This window comes from Nonomuraea corallina (assembly GCF_027620315.1).
Taxonomy (GTDB): Bacteria; Actinomycetota; Actinomycetes; order Streptosporangiales; family Streptosporangiaceae; genus Nonomuraea; species Nonomuraea corallina.
On record NZ_JAPNNL010000030.1, the window covers coordinates 21,019 to 41,061 of the forward strand.

At 73.0% G+C, this 20,043-nt stretch carries 18 protein-coding genes; 13 read left to right on the forward strand and 5 right to left on the reverse strand.

Annotated features, from left to right (window positions below; all coding sequences use genetic code 11):
• The first annotated feature begins 4 nt into the window (after positions 1–4).
• The 4 genes from OUY22_RS10710 to OUY22_RS10725 all read left to right on the forward strand — a co-directional run bounded on the left by OUY22_RS10710 (position 5) and on the right by OUY22_RS10725 (position 3,797).
• Complete coding sequence (locus OUY22_RS10710; RefSeq protein WP_270154695.1) at positions 5–574, forward strand: hypothetical protein; 570 nt, start codon at positions 5–7, stop codon at positions 572–574.
• Between the two features lie 170 nt (positions 575–744).
• Positions 745–1,638 carry a Gfo/Idh/MocA family protein gene (locus OUY22_RS10715; RefSeq protein WP_270154696.1) on the forward strand — a complete coding sequence of 298 codons (894 nt, stop codon included), beginning with the start codon at positions 745–747 and terminating at the stop codon, positions 1,636–1,638.
• A 61-nt stretch (positions 1,639–1,699) separates the two neighbouring features.
• Positions 1,700–2,707, forward strand: coding sequence for an NAD-dependent epimerase/dehydratase family protein (locus OUY22_RS10720; RefSeq protein ID WP_270154697.1), 1,008 nt, complete (start codon positions 1,700–1,702; stop codon positions 2,705–2,707).
• Between the two features lie 16 nt (positions 2,708–2,723).
• On the forward strand, positions 2,724–3,797 hold the full coding sequence (locus OUY22_RS10725; RefSeq protein ID WP_270154698.1) for a dihydrodipicolinate synthase family protein: 1,074 nt from the start codon (positions 2,724–2,726) through the stop codon (positions 3,795–3,797).
• Positions 3,798–3,888: 91 nt separating this feature from the next.
• Here the strand turns inward: OUY22_RS10725 and OUY22_RS10730 are convergent, their stop codons facing one another.
• Positions 3,889–5,115, reverse strand: coding sequence for a hypothetical protein (locus tag OUY22_RS10730; RefSeq protein ID WP_408638139.1), 1,227 nt, complete (start codon positions 5,113–5,115; stop codon positions 3,889–3,891).
• A 38-nt stretch (positions 5,116–5,153) separates the two neighbouring features.
• Between OUY22_RS10730 and OUY22_RS10735 the strand changes: the two genes are divergently transcribed.
• From OUY22_RS10735 to OUY22_RS10755, 5 genes are all read left to right on the forward strand, one after another.
• Positions 5,154–6,425, forward strand: a complete 1,272-nt coding sequence (locus tag OUY22_RS10735; protein WP_270154700.1) for a DegT/DnrJ/EryC1/StrS family aminotransferase — start codon at positions 5,154–5,156, stop codon at positions 6,423–6,425.
• Between the two features lie 61 nt (positions 6,426–6,486).
• Positions 6,487–7,731, forward strand: a complete 1,245-nt coding sequence (locus OUY22_RS10740) for an ABC transporter substrate-binding protein (RefSeq protein ID WP_270154701.1) — start codon at positions 6,487–6,489, stop codon at positions 7,729–7,731.
• Between the two features lie 41 nt (positions 7,732–7,772).
• Positions 7,773–8,639, forward strand: coding sequence for a carbohydrate ABC transporter permease (locus tag OUY22_RS10745; RefSeq protein ID WP_270154702.1), 867 nt, complete (start codon positions 7,773–7,775; stop codon positions 8,637–8,639).
• Entirely contained in the window at positions 8,636–9,508 is an 873-nt protein-coding gene (locus OUY22_RS10750; RefSeq protein ID WP_270154703.1) for a carbohydrate ABC transporter permease, read from the forward strand. Before OUY22_RS10745 ends, OUY22_RS10750 begins: the two co-directional genes overlap by 4 nt.
• Positions 9,509–9,518: 10 nt before the next feature.
• Positions 9,519–10,442, forward strand: a complete 924-nt coding sequence (locus tag OUY22_RS10755; protein ID WP_270154704.1) for a dihydrodipicolinate synthase family protein — start codon at positions 9,519–9,521, stop codon at positions 10,440–10,442.
• On the opposite strand, the gene OUY22_RS10760 is transcribed toward OUY22_RS10755, so the two are convergent.
• From OUY22_RS10760 to OUY22_RS10775, 4 genes are read right to left on the reverse strand one after another with little or no spacing between them, the layout of a single operon-like run.
• Positions 10,423–11,433 carry a S66 family peptidase gene (locus OUY22_RS10760; protein ID WP_270154705.1) on the reverse strand — a complete coding sequence of 337 codons (1,011 nt, stop codon included), beginning with the start codon at positions 11,431–11,433 and terminating at the stop codon, positions 10,423–10,425. The genes OUY22_RS10755 and OUY22_RS10760 overlap by 20 nt on opposite strands.
• Before the next feature lie 41 nt (positions 11,434–11,474).
• Entirely contained in the window at positions 11,475–13,427 is a 1,953-nt protein-coding gene (locus OUY22_RS10765; RefSeq protein ID WP_270154706.1) for a YncE family protein, read from the reverse strand.
• Between the two features lie 55 nt (positions 13,428–13,482).
• Entirely contained in the window at positions 13,483–14,193 is a 711-nt protein-coding gene (locus OUY22_RS10770; RefSeq protein ID WP_270154707.1) for an amidohydrolase family protein, read from the reverse strand.
• Entirely contained in the window at positions 14,190–14,954 is a 765-nt protein-coding gene (locus OUY22_RS10775) for an amidohydrolase family protein (protein ID WP_270154708.1), read from the reverse strand. The genes OUY22_RS10770 and OUY22_RS10775 overlap by 4 nt, the downstream gene beginning before the upstream one ends.
• 84 nt (positions 14,955–15,038) lie before the next feature.
• Here OUY22_RS10775 and OUY22_RS10780 point away from each other — a divergent pair, with 84 nt between their 5' ends.
• The 4 genes from OUY22_RS10780 (at position 15,039) to OUY22_RS10795 (ending at position 19,952) form a co-directional block, all read left to right on the forward strand.
• The gene (locus OUY22_RS10780) at positions 15,039–17,039 is read left to right on the forward strand and encodes a PQQ-binding-like beta-propeller repeat protein (protein ID WP_270154709.1); all 2,001 of its coding nucleotides are present in this window, start codon (positions 15,039–15,041) and stop codon (positions 17,037–17,039) included.
• A gap of 10 nt (positions 17,040–17,049) precedes the next feature.
• Positions 17,050–17,937, forward strand: coding sequence for an amidohydrolase family protein (locus OUY22_RS10785; protein WP_270154710.1), 888 nt, complete (start codon positions 17,050–17,052; stop codon positions 17,935–17,937).
• On the forward strand, positions 17,934–18,650 hold the full coding sequence (locus OUY22_RS10790; RefSeq protein ID WP_270154711.1) for an amidohydrolase family protein: 717 nt from the start codon (positions 17,934–17,936) through the stop codon (positions 18,648–18,650). Before OUY22_RS10785 ends, OUY22_RS10790 begins: the two co-directional genes overlap by 4 nt.
• 147 nt (positions 18,651–18,797) lie before the next feature.
• Positions 18,798–19,952: a DegT/DnrJ/EryC1/StrS family aminotransferase gene (locus OUY22_RS10795; protein ID WP_270154712.1), complete on the forward strand. Its 1,155-nt coding sequence runs from the start codon at positions 18,798–18,800 to the stop codon at positions 19,950–19,952.
• Positions 19,953–20,043 lie beyond the last annotated feature (91 nt).

Genomic DNA, 20,043 nt, shown 5'->3' on the forward strand with positions numbered 1-20,043 from the left:
CCTCATGACCCCCCCGTTCTCCGCCTATGTCGATGAGTCCATGCTTCTTCAGAGTGGCCTCTATATCCTCGCGGCGGTGCTCGTGGCACCCGCGGAGGCCGAGCGTCACCGCGCCGCCCTGCGATCCCTGCTGTTGCGACGCCAGCGGAAACTGCATTGGCGTGACGAGAACGACAAGCGGCGCACCCTGCTCGCCGAGGCGGTGGCGGCGATGAGGCCGATGGGCGTCGTCGTCGTGGGTGCAGGGCTGGACGGGAGACGTCAGGAACGGGCGCGCCGCAAGTGTGTGGAGCACCTGCTCTGGGAGATGGGCGGCCACCATGTGCTCGACGTGGTCTTTGAGCGTCGCCACAGTGAGCTCGACCTGCGGGACCATGAGCTGGTGGCGGTGCTTCAGGGGCGTCACTCGATGCCGCCGAGGCTGAGGTTGTCCTGGTGCGACCCGGCGGCCGAGCCGCTCCTGTGGCTCCCGGACATCGTCGCGGGCGCGCTCTCGCGTGCTGAACGCGGTGACGAGCGGTTCTGGAACCTGGTGAGCGGTGACCTGGCTGTTCGGCGTATCGACGTGCGGTGAAAAGCGCGAAGCCCGGGCTTCCGTCGTCCGGCGGTCCACCCGGGCTCACTTCCCATCCCCCCGTAGGAGGCGGCAGGTCCAAGCGTACCCGCCTGCGTACGCAGTGTCACCTGGAATCGGCGGCTGTCATGATGGGGCGCGTTTCGTGAAACGCGACATCGGAGGACATCGTGCGCATCGCTCTCGCCGGGCTCGCCACCAGCCATCCCTACACCGACGCCCGCACCCTGGCCGGGCACGCCGAGCTGGTGGTGTGGGAGCCGGACGGGGAGCGGCTGCGGAGGTTCACCGAGGAGCATCCGCGGGCGCGGGTGGCGGCGAGCCTGGAGGAGGCGCTGGCGGGCGGGCCTGACGGGGTGGTGCTGACCGTGCCGAATCCCCGGGTGCCCGAGGCGCTCGCGGCGGTGCTGGAGACGGGGGCGGCGTGTTTCGTGAACAAGCCGGCCGCCGCCACCCGCGACCAGCTCGACCGGCTGGACCGGCTGCCGATCCACGACCGGGTGCTGTCGGGGTCGGTGCTGCGGTTCGCGCCGGGGTTCGCCGGGTGGAAGGCGGATCAGGACGGGGTGCTGTCGGTGCGCGCGACCGTACGGCATGACGTGGGGCTCTGGGCGACCGGCTACAACGCCTGGCAGGACACCCCCTCGGAAGGCGGCGGGACGCTGGTGACCATGGGCGTGCACGGGGTGGAGCTGCTGGTGGCGCTGCTCGGCCCCGAGGTGCGGCTGGCGGGGGCGGCCGGCGCGACCCGGCACTACGGGACGCTCCGGTCGGAGGACACCGGGGTCCTGGCGCTGCGGTGGGGGAGCGGGGTCACGGGCGTGGTGGAGATCCTGGGGGTGAGCGACGAGGAGTCGTACGCCGTCACCGTGCACCGGCGCGGCGGCGACGAGCAGGTGGTGATCGAGCCCGGTGACGACCCGGTGCGGCGTCTGGGGTACGCGGGGACGATCGAGGCGTTCCTGGAGATGGTGGGCGGCGCGCCCAGCCCGGTGCCGTGGGCGGAGACGCGGGCCATCCTCGACGTCCTCGTCTCGGCGCGGGAACACCTGGCCGCCCGTTGACAGCGGGAGTCCCTCCCGGTTACGGTCTGGACCGTAAATAACGGACAAGGGGGGACCCCGGGTGCGGACCACAGCGGAACTCGAGGAGCGGCTGGCGCGGCCGAGTGACGGGCTCGTGGCGGACCTCGCCGCGCTGGACGGCGACATCATGATCCTCGGCGCCGGGGGCAAGCTCGGCCCCAGCCTGGTGCGGCTGGCGCTCAACGCCACCAAGGGAGACCGGCGGATCGTCGCCGTCTCCCGCTTCTCCGAACCCGGTCTCGCCGACGCGCTCGCAGCCGAGGGCGCCACCGTGGTGAGCGCCGACGTGGCCGACGAGCGGGCGCTGCGCGAGCTGCCCGACGCGCCGAACGTGGTGTTCCTGGTCGGCGCCAAGTTCGGCACCCAGGGGCGGGAGCACGCCACCTGGTTCACCAACACGTACCTGCCCGGCCGGGTCGCCGACCGGTTCCGCGGCAGCCGGATCGCCGCCCTGTCCACCGGGAACGTCTACCCGCTCGTGCCCGTCACCAGCGGGGGCAGCGTCGAGGACGACCCCGCCGGCCCCGTCGGCGAGTACGCGATGAGCTGCCTCGGGCGTGAGCGGGTGCTCGCGCACCACGCCGAGCTGCACGGCACCCCGATGTCGCTGATCCGCCTCAACTACGCCGTCGAGCTCCGCTACGGCGTGCTGGTCGACCTGGCGCAGAAGATCCTGGCCCGCGAGCCCGTCGACCTGACCACCGGCCAGGTCAACGTGGTGTGGCAGGGATACGCGAACGAGGTGACGCTCCGCTCACTGCTGCTCGCCGCCACCCCGCCGTACGTGCTCAACGTCACGGGACCCGAGCTGATCTCGGTACGGCGGGCCGCGCTGGAGCTGGGCGCGCGGCTGGGCGTGGACCCGGTGTTCACCGGCGAGGAGGCCCCCACGGCGCTGCTGTCGGACGCGTCGCGGTGCCACCGGCTGTTCGGCTATCCCGGGATCACGCCGCTGGAGCTGATCGATCACATCGCCGGCTGGGTGGCCGGCGGCGGGCCGCTGCTGGGCAAGCCCACCAGGTTCGAACGCCGCGACGGCCGCTTCTGAGACCGGCGGAAACGACATGACGAGGGAGACTCACGTGCTCGGCACGGTTCCAGAGGCACAGACGTCCGCGCGTGACCTGTTCAGGCGCGGACTGGTCATTCCGGCGCACCCGCTCGCGCTGACCGAGGGCCGGGCGCTCGACGAGCGCCGCCAGCGCGCCCTGACCCGCTACTACGTCGAGGCGGGCGCGGGCGGCCTCGCGGTCGGCGTGCACACCACGCAGTTCGCCATCCACGGCACCGGCATGCTGGCGCCTGTGCTGGAGCTGGCGGCTGAAACCGCCAGGGAGTCGGACCGCGAGGTGCTGCTGGTGGCGGGCGCCACCGGCCCGACCGCCCAGGCCGTGGCCGAGGCCGAGCTGGCCCGGTCGCTCGGCTACCACATGACGTTGCTGAGCCCGTACGCCGAGCTCGGCGAGGACGCGCTGGTGGAGCGGGCGCGGGCGGTGGGCGAGGTGCTGCCGGTGATCGGCTTCTACCTGCAGCCCGCGGTCGGCGGGCGGCCGCTGTCACGGGACTTCTGGACCCGGCTGGCGGCGGTCGAGTCGGTGGTGGGCGTCAAGGTCGCGCCGTTCGACCGCTACCGCACGCTCGACGTGCTGCACGGCGTCGTGCGCGCCGGGCGGGCGTCCGAGGTGGCCCTCTACACCGGCAACGACGACCACATCCTGGCCGACCTGATCACCCCGCACCGGGTGGTCGTGGACGGGCGGGAGGTGGAGGTCGAGTTCGTCGGCGGCCTGCTGGGACAGTGGGCGGTCTGGGTGCGGCGCGCGGTCGAGCTGCTGGAGGAGGCCAAGCGGGCCAGGGCGGGCGACGACTCGGCCGTCCGGCGGCTGCTGACCCTCGACGGACATCTCACCGACGCCAACGCGGCCATCTTCGACACCGCCAACGGCTTCCACGGGTGCATCCCGGGGATCCACGAGGTGCTGCGCCGCCAGGGACTGCTGGCGGGACGCTGGTGCCTGGACCCGGCGGAGGACCTGTCGCCCGGTCAGCTCGCGGAGATCGACCGGGTGTGGGCGGCCTACCCCTGGCTCAGGGACGACGACTTCGTCGCCGAGGGCCTGAGCCGCTGGCTGGCCTGAGGGCTCCGTGGACTGGCGTGACGGGGCCGGTCGGCGGCCGCTTCCCAGGCTGCGGCCGCGCGCCGCGGGCCCCGGTGGCGACCGCGGGCCGTCACAGCGTCAGCCGGTACAGCGTGAGCGGCCGCCCGCTGGACCCGCTGGTCAGGTTGCCGGTGCGTTCGGCGAGGCCGGCCAGCTCCAGGCGGTGGAGCATGCGGCGGGCGGTGCGCTGCTGGACGGCGAGCCTGTCAGCGATCTCCCGGGTCGTCAGCGGCTCGTCGCCGGCCGCCCGGCGCGCCTCCAGGAGCTTCTCCAGCGTGGGCACCGACAGGCCGACGCGGCGGGCGATGACCGACAGGTTCTGCTCGCCGGGCGGCCCGGCGGTCACCGACTCCAGCACGATGTCGGTGTCGGCGCGCAGCGACAGGACCGCCGCGACGTCGCCGATGCGGCGGGCGCGCGAGAGCGCGCGGCGGGCCAGGCTCTCCGCCTCGGCGGCGCTGCGGCCCAGGCCGAACCCGACGCGCACCACCCGGTTCTGGGTGGCCAGGCGGGCCATCAGCGGCAGCCCGGTGAATCCGGCCGTGGCGTCGTGCAGCGGACCTCGGGTGGTGACCAGCAGGTGCGTGCCGCCGCGGAAGGCGGCCACGGTGCCGCCCAGCGCGGCGGCCTCGCGCAGCAGGCCCTCGTCGTTCTCCACCTCGATCAGGCCGAGCGCGATCTGCGCGTCCTCCTGGGCCTGTCCCTCCGCGGTCAGCAGGAGCTGGCGCAGCGCCACCCGCACCGAGTACGTCGAGGGGGCCAGCCGCAGCACGTGCATGTCGCCGCGGAGAGCCTCGTGGACCGAGCTCAGGCAGGTGATCACCGGGTGCGCGGGGCCGCGCCGGTGGAAGGCGACGGCCTTCTTCGAGGTCATCTCCGGCCGGTAGGGGAGTGTGCGCAGCTCATCGGTGGGCAGCCCCGCCTCGGCGAAGGTGGCGGTGACGTCGGCGGCCGGCAGCGTGTCGATGGACAGCCGGGTCACGTCCGCGCCCTCGTGCTGGAGCCGTACCAGGGCGCTGAGCAGCGTCGCGCCCGTGTAGTCGACGAACGCGGCGGGGCGGGAGAGCACCTCGGCGTCACGCGAGAGCATGTACGGCACGATGCCGGTGAACAGCCAGCCCTCGACGGCGGAGGTGTGCGCCTCCACGATCGCGGGCGCCTGGGACTCGTGGTCGTAGTCCAGCCGCAGGGCGTTGAGGCCCGGCTGCTCCTCGCAGGTGGCCGCGACCTGGTCGACCAGGTCGTGCGGGCCGACGACACCGATGACGATCGCCACCCGCGTCCCCCTTTCCTTCATTACGGTCAAGGCCGCAATCGTATCCTGTGAGGTGCTCCATGAAGTTCCCGTCCATGGCCGAGCCGGACGGCCGCACGCTCGGCGACGAGGAGGCGGCCGCCCTGGAGCGGGTGATCCGCTCGGGCATGCTCAGCTCCGTCTGGGGCACCGAGGCGCGGGCGCTCGAAAGCGAGATCGCCGAGCTGCACGGTGTGCGCCACGCGGTCGCGTGCAGCTCGGGCACCGCCGCCCTCCATCTCGCCGTCGTGGCAGCCGCGCCCGACCCCGGCGACGAGATCATCACGACGCCGATCACGGACTTCGGCACTGTGGCCCCCATCTTGGCGCAGAACGCGGTCCCTGTCTTCGCCGACGTCGATCCGTCGGACGGCAATCTCGACCCGGCCGCCGTCGCGGCGCTCATCGGGCCGCGCACGCGGGCCATCATCGCCGTGCACCTGTTCGGCGCGCCGGCGCGCGTGGACGAACTGCGCGCCCTGGCGGACGCGCACGGGCTCGCGCTCATCGAGGACTGCGCCCAGGCCTGGCTCACCGAGCTGCCGCCCCTGGACGCCGCCCGCCCAGCCGGTACGGACCGGTCCGGGGCAGGCGCGGACGGTGGCGGGCCGGACGACGGCAGCGCGGACGGTGGCGGGACGGCCGGCGGGGCCGGGGTTCGCCTGGCCGGGACGGTCGGCGACGTCGCCTGCCTGAGCCTGCAGCAGTGGAAGCACATCACCTGCGGCGACGGCGGTCTCGCGCTGACGGGCGACGACGAGCTGGCCCGCCGGATGCGGCTGTTCTCGGACAAGGGCTGGGACCGCGCGGCCGGCCGCTCGCACGCCACCTTCGGCCTGAACTACCGCATGACCGAACTGCAGGCCGCCGTCGCGCGGGCCCAGCTCGCCAAGCTGCCCGGGGTGGTGGCCGCCCGCCGCCGCACGGCCGTACAGCTCCTGGAAGCCCTGCGGGGGATCCCCGGCGTGCGGCTGCCGCGCCCGGAGGGCCACGCGTGGTGGCTCTTCCCGGTGGTGCTGCCCGGCGGCGGCGCGGCGGAGCTGGCCGGACGGCTGCGGGCGGCCGGGATACCGGCGCGGGCCGGATACCTGGAGGAACCGCTGCACCGCGCCCCGGTATGGCAAGGACCGATATACGGGAGGTCTCGCTACCCTTTGCGGGATCACACCTCCCACGCCTGCCCGGAGGCCGAGCGGATGGTCGCCGAGACCTTGCTGGTCATCGACTGGAACGAGAACTACACGGCCGAACACGTCCGCTTCATCGCGCGCGAGATGGCGGCGTCCTCGTCACGGTCGGGTATCGGGCATTGACCCGCGAAGCTCGCGTTACTAGGTTTCGGTCAGGACCGGTATTAAGGGAAGGGTGCCACCGATGAGGAAGACAGCGACCTTGGGCGTCGCGCTCGCGCTGAGCGTCGCCGCCGCGGGGTGTGGATCGTCCAGCGGTTCGGACAAGAGCACGGTGACGCTGTGGATGTACCCGGTCATCGCCGACCAGGCCAAGAGCCAGGCCTTCTGGCAGAAGGTCGAGAAGGACTTCGAGGCGAAGAACCCGGCCGTCGACGTCGTCGTCGACCAGCAGCCCTGGGAGGGCCGCCAGGAGAAGGTCACCACGGCCCTGGTCTCCAGGAAGGGCTTCGACCTGGTCGTCCTCGGCCCTGACCAGATCCCGCAGTACGCCCGGCAGGGCACGATCGAGCCGGTCGACGACGTGGTGGCCGACGCCAAGGGCTCCTACCTGCCCAGCTCGCTGGCCGCGCTGACCGTGGACGGCAAGCTCTACGGGGTCCCGATCTACCAGACGATCACCGCCCCGCTCTACAACAAGAAGCTGTTCGCCGACGCGGGCGTGGAGAAGGTCCCCGAGACGCTGGACGAGCTGAAGGCGGCCGCGCCCAAGCTGGCCGCGAACAAGGTCGCCATCCTGGACTACCCGGGCAAGCCCGAGGTCAGCCTCAACCAGAGCTTCTACCCGCTGCTGTGGGCCAACGGCGGCACCGTGTTCGCCGCCGACGGCAAGAGCGTGGCCTTCAACGGCCCCGAGGGCGTGGCGAGCCTGCAGCTCCTGCTCGACCTCAAGGCCGCCGGCGGCCTGCCGGAGAACGCCGCCAGCAAGGGCAACGACATCGAGGGCGGCCCGCTCGCGGCGGGCAGGACCGCCATGTACCACGCCGCCACCGCCGGGCAGGCCGTCCAGCTCGGCGCCGCCATCGGCGAGGAGAACGTCGGCATCGGCCTGCCGCTGGAAGGCGCCAAGCGGGTCGCCTTCGGCATCCCCGGCGGGGTCGTGCTGGCCAAGCACTCGGAGAACAAGGACGCCGCCAAGAAGCTCGCGGCCCACCTCGCCTCGCCCGAGGTCACCGGCGAGCTGGCCAAGGAGTCCGGCTTCTTCCCGGCCCGCACCGACGTCACGGTCCCGGACCAGTCGGAGCAGGCCAAGGAGTTCGCCAAGTCCCTGGAGTACGCCTTCCCCGGAGACACCCACCCCCAGGCCCGCCAGGTCATGAGCCTCATCGCGCCGCACGTCCAGGCGGCCCTGCTCGGCCAGGCGAGCGCCAAGGAGGCCCTCGACGCGGCGGCCAAGGAGGCCGACGCGCTGCTGGCCAACGGCGGCTGACAGAGCCGCCGGTCAGCGGCGGCGCAAGAGAAAGGAACGCCGTGCGTCATCGTTTACGTGACCCGGTCACCGGGCTGCTGTTCGTGCTGCCCATGCTCGTGCTCTTCCTGATCTTCCGGATCTTCCCCTCCCTGGGGGCGGCGGGCATGAGCCTGACGAACTGGAACATCGGCGGCGAGTGGAGCTTCGTCGGCGCGGACAACTACGCCAGGCTGCTCGGCGACGTCAACTTCTGGCGCAGCCTGCGGGTCTCGCTGGTGTACGCGGCGATCTACGTGCCGCTCACCCTCCTGGTGGCGCTCGGCACCGCGCTGCTGCTCAACCAGGTGGTGTTCATGCGCGGCCTGTTCCGCGGCATGCTCTTCCTGCCGTACGTGACCAGCTTCGTGCTGGCGGGCATCATCTGGCGCTGGATCTACGAGTTCGACGGACTGATCAACGGCCTGATCGGCAAGCTGGGCCTCGGCCCGGTGGTGTTCCTGGAGGAGGCGTCGCTGGTGCTGCCCGCGCTGGCCGTGGTGTCGGTGTGGAAGGGGTTCGGCTACTCGATGCTGATCCTGCTGGCCGGGCTCAAGGCGATCCCGGCCAGCTACCTGGAGGCGGCCACGGTCGACGGGGCCGGGCCCTGGCAGAAGTTCCGCCGGATCACGCTGCCGCTGCTCAAACCGACGATCTTCTTCGTCCTGGTGATCGAGACGATCGGCGCCTTCCAGGTGTTCGACACCATCTACGTGATGACCGGCGGCGGCCCGGCGCGGGCCACGTACACGCTCATCTACGGCATCTACGACCACGGCTTCCGCGCGAACAACTTCGGCTACGCCGCCACCTGGGGCGTGGTCCTGTTCGCGATCGTGCTGGTCGTGTCGCTGATCCAGCGCCGCTTCCTGGACCGGGGGAACACATGACGCTCACCGCATCCAGGCCGCCGTCCAGGCTGCTCGACCGCGACCGGGCCAGCGGACGGGCGCCGCGCCGCAGGGCCCGGTGGCCGCTCGCCGCGCTGCTGGCCGTGCTGTCGCTGCTGACCCTCGCGCCGTTCCTGGCCATGCTGGTCGTGGCGCTGACACCGGCCGGCCGGCCGACGCTGCCCGCCCAGTGGCCCGAGACGCTGACGCTGGACAACCTGACCAGCGTGCTGTCGGCGTCCGGGTTCGTGGAGTGGACGGTCAACTCGATCGTCTACTCCGTCGTGTCGGTGGTGGTCATCCTGCTCACCGCGTCGATGGCCGGGTACGCGTTCGCCAAGAAGCGCTTCCCCGGCCGCGACGTGATGTTCTGGACGTTCCTGGCGACCATGATGGTGCCGTTCCAGGCCACGCTCATCCCGACGTTCGTGCTGGTCAACAGCCTGGACGGGGTGGACACGTTCTGGGGGCTGATCGTCCCGACGCTGGCCAACTCGCAGGCGGTCTTCCTGATGCGGCAGTTCATCCTGGGGCTGCCGGACGAGCTGTTCGACGCGGCCAAGGTCGACGGGGCGTCCGAGCTGCGGGTCTATCTGACGATCGTGGTCCCGCTGACCCGGCCGATCATGGCCACGCTGGGCGTCTTCGTGTTCCTGTGGCACTGGAACGACTTCCTCTGGCCGCTGGTCGTCGGCCAGAGCGACGCCACCCGAACGCTGACCGTGGGGCTGACCACGCTGCGCACCGAGGAGATGCAGCTGTCGATGCTCATGGCGTCGGCGACGGTCTCGGTGGTCCCGTGCCTGCTGGTGTTCTTCCTGCTGCAGCGGTATCTGGTGAACAGCATCGCGATGACCGGGTTCAAATAGGCTCCGAGATGTGCACATCTCCGCTCGAACCCTCCGCGACCGTCTCCGCGGCGCGCTGATCGCCGCCGCGGCCACCCCCATGACCGCGGCGGGCGAGGTGGACCCGGACGTGACCGGCCGCTACCTGGCCTCCCTCGTCGCCGACGGCGCGGACGCGCTGGCGGTCCTCGCCCACACGGGCCGCGGCCCCTTCCTCGCGCCGGACGTCCGCGCCGCCGTGATCGGGCGCGCGGTCGCCACCGGGGTCCCGGTCCTGGTCGGGGTGGGAGGCGCCGCAGACGGAACCGCACAGAGCGCCGCCGGGGAGGCGCGGGTCGCCGCCGAGCTGGGCGCGGCCGGAGTCCTGGTGTTCCCGCCGCCGGGCGACAGGCTCGCCTGGCACGAAACGGTCTGGCACGAGGCGGGCCTGCCGATGATCGCCTTCGACCTCTACACCCGGCCCTGTCCGCCCGGGGCGATGCGCGACCTCCTCGCCCACCCGGGAGTGGCGGGCCTCAAGACGGCCCTGCTCTCGGACGCGATGGGCTGCCAGCGCGCCCTCACCCTCACCCGTGACGCGGACAGGCTGGCGATCACCGGCGAGGACCGCATGTTCGCCCCCTCGCTGCTGTGGGGCGCCCAGGCCGCCCTGGTCGGCATCGCCGCCGCCCACGTCGAGCTGACCGCGGACGTGCTGCGCGCCTTCGCCGGCTCCGGCCTGCGCGCGTTCCGCGACGCCTCGTCCCGCCTGGACCGCCTGGCGACGGCCACGTTCACCGACCCCATGGAGGGCTACGTCCAGCGCATGCTCTGGCTCGCCGCCGCCGAGGGCCGCGTCCCGGCGAGCCACGCCTTCGACCCGTACGGCCCGCCCCTGCCGGCCGGCGAGCGCGAGACCGTGCTGCGGTCCGCCGGACCACCGGCGGAGGGACGGGTCACGCCAGCGTCTGGGTGATCTCGCCCCGCTCGCCGTCGTGCGTGACCAGCGCGCGGGCGCCGTTGACCAGCGGCAGGTACGGCGGGACGTGGCCGCACTCGACGTCGGCGAGGATCGGCACGCCGAGCCCGCCGAGCGCGTCGAGCACCGCCTCGTGCTGGGAGAGCGTGAGCAGCCCGGGTGCGCGGGTGCGGCCGGCCAGGATCGCGGTGGCGCCGTCGAAGAACCCGGCCAGGCGCATCCCGTGCAGGTTGCGGCAGATGGTGCCGGCGTCGTGCTCGGCCGCCTCGACGTACACCACGAGCCCGTCGGCGGCCAGGGACGAGGTGTCGGCGTACCGCGTCCCCGCGATGTTGCACAGCGTCTCGACGCAGCCGCCGATCAGGCGGCCCTCGGCCCGCACCGGGCCGTCGCCGTCCAGCCGGGTCCAGCCGCCGGGCGTGTCGAGGGTGAACTCGTCCGCCTCGGGGAAGGTCTGCCACTCGTCGAAGCCCTGCGCGCGGTAGCGGCCCGGCGGCGTCTGGGTGAACGCCGCGCCGGGCGGCAGCGCCACGATGTCGAGCCAGCCGAGCAGCCCCTCCGGGACCCGGTACGGCGTGTCCATGAGGTTGTTGCCGTGGATCGTCGCGGCGCCGGTCAGCAGGGTCAACGGGGTGATGATCGTCGACAGGTCGGAGTAGCCCACCACCCAGGTCGGCTCCGCCGCGCGCAGCGCGTCCCAGTCGAGCAGCGGCAGCACGTCGATGGCGGTCTCCCCGCCCCACGGCGGCACCACGGCCTTGATCGAGGGGTCGGTGAGCATGCCCGTCAGTTCGCGCGCCCGCTCGGCGGCGGGCGCGCTGACGTGGCCGGCCCCGTCCATGCAGTCGCCCACGACCACCTCGTAGCCGCGCGCCTCGACGGTACGGATCGCGACCTTGAGCCGGTCGTGCAGGGTCTTGTCGACGCCGCTGGACGGGGAGGTGACGCCGATCCGGTCACCGGGCTGCAGAGGGGATGGATATCGCATCCCCTCGTCCTATCACCCGTGGATCATCCGAAACCCCAGGATCACCGGCGGCCGGAGATGGCGATCCGGACCAGGTTGCGGCCCTTCAGCCCGTACAGCGCCTTGCGCGAGGGGTCCAGGGCCAGCTTCGGCTCGCCGCCGAACCACTCCCCGGCCAGGCCCTCGGCGATCGGCTCGGCGGTGAACGTGACCAGGTCGATCTTGTACACCTTGTCGCCGTCCGTGCAGTAGGCCACCCGGCCGACGACGTGCAGGTCGCTGCCACGATGGGTGCTGACCGTCAGCCTCCTGGTGACCTTCTTGCGCAGCAGGTCGAACTCGAAGACCTCGCCCGTGCTGGAGATGCCGTACAGGTGCAGGGCGCCGAGCGAGAGCGAGACGATCGACCGGGCGCCGGGCAGCGGCTCCAGCTCCCACAGGAGCCTGCGCCGGACGAGGTCGTAGGCGGCCAGACGGGCCGTGGTGGTGACCGGGGGCAGCCCGAGGCCCTCCTGGATCAGGGTGCCGAGGTAGGCGGTGCCGTGCCGGGTGGCGACCGAGTAGACGGTCTGGCGTTCGATGACGGGCCGCTGGACGGTGACCTTGCCGGTGCGGCGGGAGTAGAGGGTCAGGGCGCCGTTCATGTGGCCGGGTTCCGGCTGGGACGGCATCACGATCAGGCCGGTCCTGGCGTCGTAGTCCAGGTCGCGCGGGCGGTCCTGCTGGTTGCCCGCGCGCAGGAGCAGCTCGGCCTCGGGCTCGCCGGCGCGGTGCGCGTAGAGCGCGGCCTGGGTGTAGACGCCGAGATAGGTGGTGCCGCCGAGGGTGAGCATGGTCTTCGGCTCGCCGGGGATGGCGAGCCTGGTGACCTCGCCTGTCGCCAGGTCGTGGATGTCGGCGCCGCTCTTGCCGCCGACGTAGACACGCCGGCCGTCGCTGTGCACGGACATCGGCTGCTCGGCCGCGGCCCTGAACCCGCGCTGCACCAGGTTGCGGTAGTCGATGGCGCCGGTGGCCGGGTCGTAGACGAACACCGCGTTGTCCTGCACGCCGTAGATCCGGCCGTCGTGGGCGAGGATGCGGTGGGTGGCGGCCTCGAAGTACGGGACGCCGAGGACCTCCAGCTCGCCGGTGTCCAGCCGGCAGCCGTAGAAGGTGCCCGAGGGACGGCCGGCGAAGTAGACGTGGTCGCCGTGGATCAGCACCGAGACGATGTACTTCTCGCCCGGCGCCGTCGCCTTGACGACCTTGTGGTCGGACGGGTCGGTCTTGCTCAGGATGAGCAGCTCGGCCAGGGAGTTCATGCCGCCGGCGATGTGGGTGTCGGAGATGTGCATGCTGGACACCCAGTCGCGGTCGGCGAGCTCGGGCGGCAGCAGGTCGCGCCGCTCGCCGGTGGCCCGGTCGATGGCGATGAGGTGCGCGTTGGCGCCGACGCCCGCGTAGACGTAGCGGTCGTCGGCCTGGACGGCGCGCACGTACGGCTCGCCGGGCACGGCCTGGCCCAGGTCGCGCACGGCGCCCGTGGCCGGGTCGTACTCCTTGACCTTGCCCGGCTCCGAGGTGCCCATGTAGACCTTGCCGTCGGGGGAGGCGGCCAGGCTCCAGATGAAGTGGTCGGGCACCGAGGCGACCTTGGTCAGCGTGGCCGCCACGGTGTCGAGCTTGTACAGGTCGGACCTGGAGTGGGTGCCGACGTAGACGTCGGTGCCGACCGCGCACATCGCCCACACCCCGATGCCGGTGGGGATGTCGACATGGGTGGTGACCGAATCCTGGGCGAGGTCGTACGCGCCGACCACGTTGGGCGACAGCCCGCGTGATCCGGCGTAGAGCACGCCGCCGACGATCTCGGCGTTGCCGAGAGGGCTGGCGACGCTGGCGGGGCCCAGTTCGGTGAGGGTCCCTTCGGGGGCGGACGCTGCGTGGACGGGCGCTGCGGGCAGGGCTGCGGGCAGGGTGGCGGCCACCGTGGACGCGGCGGCCGCCTGCAGGAATCGACGGCGGGCAATCATGTGCGGCTCCCTGGTGAATGGTGACCGCACGCTATAACGGGCTGGTCCGTAATGTCTAGATTCCGAACAGCTCCACGGCGTTCCGCCAGGCGACCCGCTCGGCCGTCTCGCCGGTCAGCCCGGCCGCGGCGACCGCGCCGAACGCCGAGGACGGGTCGATCAGCGTCGCGTCGGTGCCGAACAGCAGCTGCCGGTCCGGCACCGCCGCCACCACCTCGGCGATCCGGCCGGCCGGGGCGTGCGACCAGCAGGGCTCCAGGTAGAGGCGGTCGCAGGCGTTCGCGGCCTCGATGGCGTGGCGGTGGCCGTCGGCGCCCATGTGCCCGGCGACGACCCGCAGCCCCGGGACGTCCAGGCACACCTGGGCCAGGTCCAGGACCGAGGCGCCCCAGGTGTGCACCAGCGCCGGCAGGCCCGCCTCCGCGGCCAGCTCCAGCGCGGCCCGCAGCCGCGGCGAGGTCACCGGCGATCCCGTGTAGTCCGTGTGGATCTTGACCCCCACCCACGGGCCGGTCAGCTCCCGCAGGTCACGCGCCGCCTCGCCGAGCCGACGCGGGTTGACGGTGACGTACCCGTACAGCCGGTCCTGCCCGTCGAGCACCCCGGCCAGCGCCCGGTTGCCCGCCGGGGCGTCGTAGATCACCGCCTCGGTGGCCGAGACGATCGCCTTGCCGATGCCGTAGCGGTCCATGGTGGCCAGGCTCGCCGCGGCCACGTCCATGGTGAAGAACCACGGCCCCCAGTGCGCGTGCACGTCGATGATCATGAAAGCAGCCTCCTCGCGTTGCCCCCGGCCACCGCCGCGACCTCGTCCGGCTTCAGCCCGCTCGTCGCCAGCCGGAGCAGCGGCACGATCGGCTCGTAGTGCGGCGCGCGGGTGCCGTGCAGCAGCCGCTCCGCGCCGACCTCGGCGGCGACCGTCTCCAGCGCGTCGGGGGAGTTGAGCAGCCGCGTCGAGGTGTGGAACCCGGGCTCCTCCAGCGCCGCCACCAGGAAATCGCCCAGATGGTAGAAGTGCGTGTCGAGGAAGACGACCCGGGCGCCGAGCCCGGCGAACGGCTGCCAGAAGCGGCGCACGTCCCCGCCGGTCAGTACCACCAGCCCGAGCCCGGCGGCCCGCCGGGCGACGTGCCGGACGGACGGGAACGACGCCTCGACGCCCTGCTCGTCCGGGAACAGCCGCACCGCCCTCACCCCAGCGCCCGCCAGCCGGTCCAGCTCGCGGCCCGCGCCGATCGGGTCGCGCAGGTCCACCGTGCCGACGGGCAGCCAGCGCGGAACGCCGGCCAGGGCCAGCACCTCGTCGTTGCCCGACCGCATGTCGAACAGCGCCGCCCGCAGGCTCGCCACCGCGCCGGTCGCGGTGCGGTGCCCGGCCAGCAGGCCGCCCACCGCCTCGGGGGTGCCGGGCGGCCCGTCGCGGTCGGGATAGGCTCCGACGAGCACGTCCACGTCCAGCGCCACCTCCAGGCCGCCGATCAGACGCCACGCGTCGAAGGCCATAGCGGTCCCCTCCTCAATCGTCATGCGCGCCATCATGCCATTGACGAATCCATGCTCATAAGGTTACGGTCTGGGCCAAAATCAGGCACCAATGATCGAGGTCCGGGCATGCTCCGATCCCTGCTCGTCGTGATGACGGGTCTCCTACCCGCGCTCGTCTCCCCGGCGGCCCCCGTCTCGGCCGCCGCTCCCGCATCCGTTCCCGCCGCCGCGCCGTCGCGCTGCGGCGACCCGGCGGTCACCACGTACGGGCCCTCCTCGCTGACGGCCGCCATCGTCGGCGCCGCCGTCCACGACGGCCGCGCCTACCTCGTCAGCCGCGGCCCCAAGCCGCCGGTCCTGGCCGAGCTCGACCTGGCCACGCGCAAGGTCCTCAGGAGCGTCACGCTGCCCGACGGCCCCGCCACGGGCGAGCCCGAGGGCGGCTGGGCCGTCGCCGTGTCCGGCGGCAAGGTGTACGTCGGCACGTACCCGGTCCCGGACCTCTACAGCTTCGACATCGCCACCGGACAGGTGGCGCACCTGCACTCCTTCGGCGCGGCCGGCGGCTTCGTGTGGAGCCTGGCCGCGGCCCCCGACGGCACGCTCTACGCCGGCACCTCCTCCGACGGCCGGGTGTGGGAGTACGTCCCGGGCACCGGCGCCGTGCGCAGGTTCGGCGTGCTGGCCTCGGGCGAGCACTACGTCCGCGCGGTGGCCGCCGACGACCGCTACGTCTACGCCGGTCTGCTGGAGAAGAAGCTCCTCATGCGGATCGACCGCGTCAGCGGCGCCATCACGCAGCTCGCCACCGCCGGCGCGGCGTTCGGCGCGGTCACGGTCAACGGCGACCGGGTCGTGGCGGTCGCCGGAAGCGAGCTGATCGACGTCCGCAAGGACGGCTCGGACCTGCGCCGGGTCACGGTCGGGTCCGGGCTGCTCGACGCGGTGACGCCGGTCGGCGACGGCTCCGTCTACACCGCCTCCCGCCCCGACGGCACCGTCTACCGCTACCGGACCGGCGACACCGCGCTGACCCGGGTGGCCGCCCCGCCGTCCTACGAGGACGAGACCCGCCTGCTCCACGTGAGCGGCCAGGACACCCTGCTGGCCTTCGCGGGCAGCGGCGCGCTGTGGGAGCTGGACACGCGCGCCGGCACCGCCGCGTTCACCGACCTGATCGACGCGGGCATGCCGGTCGGCGCCGACCGGACGCAGAGCATGCTGGTCGTCCCCGGCCGCGCCGTCTACCGAGGCGGCCACTTCGCGCTGGACGTCCGCGACCTGCGCACCGGCGAGGAGCGCAGGATCCGCGTCACGGGCGAGCCCAAGGACCTGGTCAGGCACGGGAACAAGATCTACGCCGCCATGTACCCCACCGGTGAGATCATCTCCGTCGACGTCCGCACGGACGAGGTGCGCAGCGTCGGCCACCTCGGTCACGAGCAGAAGCGGCCGTGGGACATCGAGTACGACCCCCGCTCCGACAAGCTCCTGGTCGCCACGTCGTCGCTGTCGGCGAGCGTCCCCGGCGCCCTGTCCGTCGTGGACCCGCACACCGGCGAGGTTGACGTGTACCAGAACGTCATCCCCGGCCAGAACCTCATGAGCCTGTCCCTCGACGAGAAGAAGGGCGTGGTGTACCTGGCCGGCGACGTGTTCGGCACCAGCGCGCCGACCGCCTCCATCGCCGCCTTCGACCTGCGCGCCCGCACCGTGCTCTGGCAGGCCGACCCGATGCCCGGCCACCGCACGTTCCAGGACGTCAAGGTGCACGACGGGCTCCTGTACGCGTCGTACAAGCGTGACTCCGGCGCCTGGATCGCCCTGGACCTCGCCACCCGGCAGGTCGTCCAGCAGGGCAGGCTGTCCGGGTACGGCGAGCTGACCGTGCACCGCGGCCGCGTCTTCGCCTCGGTGTTCCGCGAGGGCGGCAACGCCTACGAACTGGACGCCGAGCGGGGCGCCACGCTGCTGGCGACCGGCATGGGCGACGAGTGGTTCACCAACCCGCAGCTGCACTTCGAGCCCGGCTCCTGGAACGCCTGGGCGATCGTGGGGCGTGACCTGGCGCGGCTCCGGCTGGACCCGCGCTGCCCGCCCTTGACGATCCCCGCGCCCGGAGCCTAGGTTTCGGTCTGTGCCGAAATTGATCGTGGACGCCCACCGGCTGGTCGGCCCCGTGCCGTTCGACGACCTGCCGGTGGACCCGACGCCCGACCTGGACCGCCTGGGCATCACCAGGGCGCTGGTGACGCACACCCTCAGCCTCTACTCCGACGCGGAGGCGGGCAACGACGCCCTCTTCGCGCTCGGCGACCCCCGGCTCGTCCCGGTGCCCGTCGTGGTGCCGGGCGTGCCGGGGGCGTGCGCGCCCGCCACCCCGGACGCCGTGCGGGCGTGGGGGGCGCGCATGGTGCGGCTCTGCCCGGAACGCCACCGCTTCGACCTGACCGGCCCGGCCGCCCTGCGCTGGCTCACCGCCCTCACCGATCCGCCCCCGGGTCCGGACACCGGTTCGGACATGGGCTCGGCTGCCGGTCCGGCTGTGGGTCCGGTCGCGGGTCCGGTCGCGGGTCCGGTCGCGGGGTCGGCCGCGGGGTCGGCCGCCGGTCCGGGTGCGTGGCCGGCCGCTGGCACGGGGGCCGGCAGTGGCGCGGGAACGGCGCCGGTCGTCGCCGTCGACCTCGACGAGACGTCCACCGGCCAGCTCCGCACGCTCGCCGAGCGGCTGCCCGGCCTGCGGATCCTCGTGCTGAACCCCGGCTACCGGCGCCTGCGCGCCCTGGCCGAGCTGATGGCCGAGGCGCCGGGCGTCTGGGTGGAGATCGGGACCGTCAACACCCAGGGCGGCGTGGAGTGGCTGGCCGAGCGGTTCGGCGCGGAACGGCTGGTGTTCGGCACCGGAGCCCCGGTGGCCGACGACTGCGGCCCGCGCTTCCTGTTGGACCACCTCGACCTGACCCCGGAGGAGACCGACCTGATCGCGGCGGGCTCCCTGGAAAGGCTGCTCGGAGGCCGCTCATGATCCTCGACGCGCACGGTCACGTCGGCACCTGGCCCGACTTCCTCATCCCCGACCCCACCGCCGAGGGCCTGGTCGCCACCATGGACCGGATCGGCGTCACCGCCATGGGCATCAGCCACCTGCTCGCCGTCGGTCCCGACGCCGAGCGCGGCAACCGGCTGGCCCGCGAGATCGCCGAACGGCACCCCGGCCGGTTCGGCGTCTGGCAGGTCCACAACCCGCACCACCGCACCCCCCTGACCCGCGACGGCGTGTGGGGCGTCAAGCTCCACCCCGACGTCCACCACTGCCGCCTCGACGACCCGAGGTACGACCCGGTCTGGGAGTTCGGCCTGCCGGTGCTCGCCCACGGCCAGACCGAATCGCCGTGGAGCGACCCCGAGCAGTTCGCCACCGTGGCCGCCCGGCATCCCGACGTGCCGATCCTCATGGGTCACACCGGCCTGTGGCCGTACGGGTTCGCCCGCGCCGCCCGGCTGGTGGCCGACCACCCGAACGTGTACCTGGAGGTGTGCGGCTCCAAGTCGACCGGCCGCTGGATCGCCCGGCTGGCGGAGCTGGCAGGGCCGGAGCGGGTGGTGTTCGGCTCGGACGCATGCTTCCTCGACCTCAGAATCGGCTACGGCCGCCTCGCCCTGGCCCCTCTCACGCCCGCCGCCCGCGCCCTCATCCAGGGCGCCAACCTCGCCCGCCTCCTGAACCTGACCTCCTGAACCTGACCTCCTGAAGCCGTCCTCTGAACGGCCTCCTGAAGCCCGCCTCCCGAAGCCCGCCTGCCGACCCTGCTCCTGAGCCTCTCCAGCGGGAGCCCGGTGGCAGAGGCGCCCTGCCCAAGCCCCGCTGTCGAAGAAGGGACTCCCATGACGCTCGCCCTGCATGGCGGCACCCCGGTCCGCGACACCCCGTGGCCGTCCTGGCCGCCGCCCCTCGACCCGGCGCAGCGCCGGCTCGTGATGGAGGTGCTGGAGAGCGGGCAGTGGGGGGCCACCCAGGGCGGCGCCGCGGTCGCGGACCTGACCGCCGCGTTCGCCCGCGCCTGCTCGGTCCCGTACGGGGTCGCCGTCGGCAACGCGACGCTGGGCCTGTTCGCCGCCCTCAAGGGACTGGGCGTGGCCCCCGGCGACGAGGTCGTGATGCCCGCCTACACGTTCGTCGCCTCGGCCACGGCCGTGCTGCTCGCGGGCGCCGTACCGGTGATCGTGGACGTGGACCCGGCCCACCTCCATCTGTCGGCGGACGCCGTACGAGGGGCGCTCACCCCCCGGACGGCGGCCGTCATGCCCGTTCACCTCGCCGGCAGCCCCGCGGACATGGACCCGATCATCGAGCTGGCCGCCCGTCACGGCCTCGCGGTCGCGGAGGACGCCGCCCAGGCCCACGGCGCCGCCTACAAGGACCGGCCGGTGGGCGGGCTGGGCGACGCGGGCGTGTTCAGCTTCCAGTCGAGCAAGGCGATGACGGCGGGGGAGGGCGGGCTGGTCGTCTGCCGGGACGAGAGCGTGCACGAGAGGATCTGGTCGGTGTGCAACGTGGGCCGCCGTCGCGGCGGCCAGTGGTACGGCCATCCCTCGGTCGGCTGGAACCTGCGGCTCACGGAGATCCAGGCCGCGCTCCTGCTGCCGTGGCTGGACCGCCTGGACGACGAGCTCGCCCGCCGCGCCGCCTTCTGCGCCGCGCTCGGACGCGAGCTGGCCGGGCTGCCGGTGACGATGCTGGGACCCCCGCCGGGCACGACGCGGGACTCGCGGCACCTGGTCATGCTGCGGATCGGCGCTCCCGTCGACCGCGACTTCCTGCTGAAGGCCATGGCCGCCGAGGGGGTGCCGCTGGACGCCGGATACCCGCCGCTGGGCACGATGACGGCGCTCACGGAGGCGGGCGCCAGGGCCGAGCCGTGCCCCGTCGCCGAGGAGGCCGCCACGAGCGTGGTGTGGGTGCGGCAGTCGATGCTCATGGACGACCCGGCCGGCGCCGCCGACGTCGCCGAGGCCCTGGCCAAGGTGCTCGCCGCCTGACCGCACCCTCTCGCCGCCGGACGACCAGCGTCGGGTCTACTTTGTAAAGGCGGGCGAGCTCGTCCGTTACGACGCCCGTACCGAAGAAGTC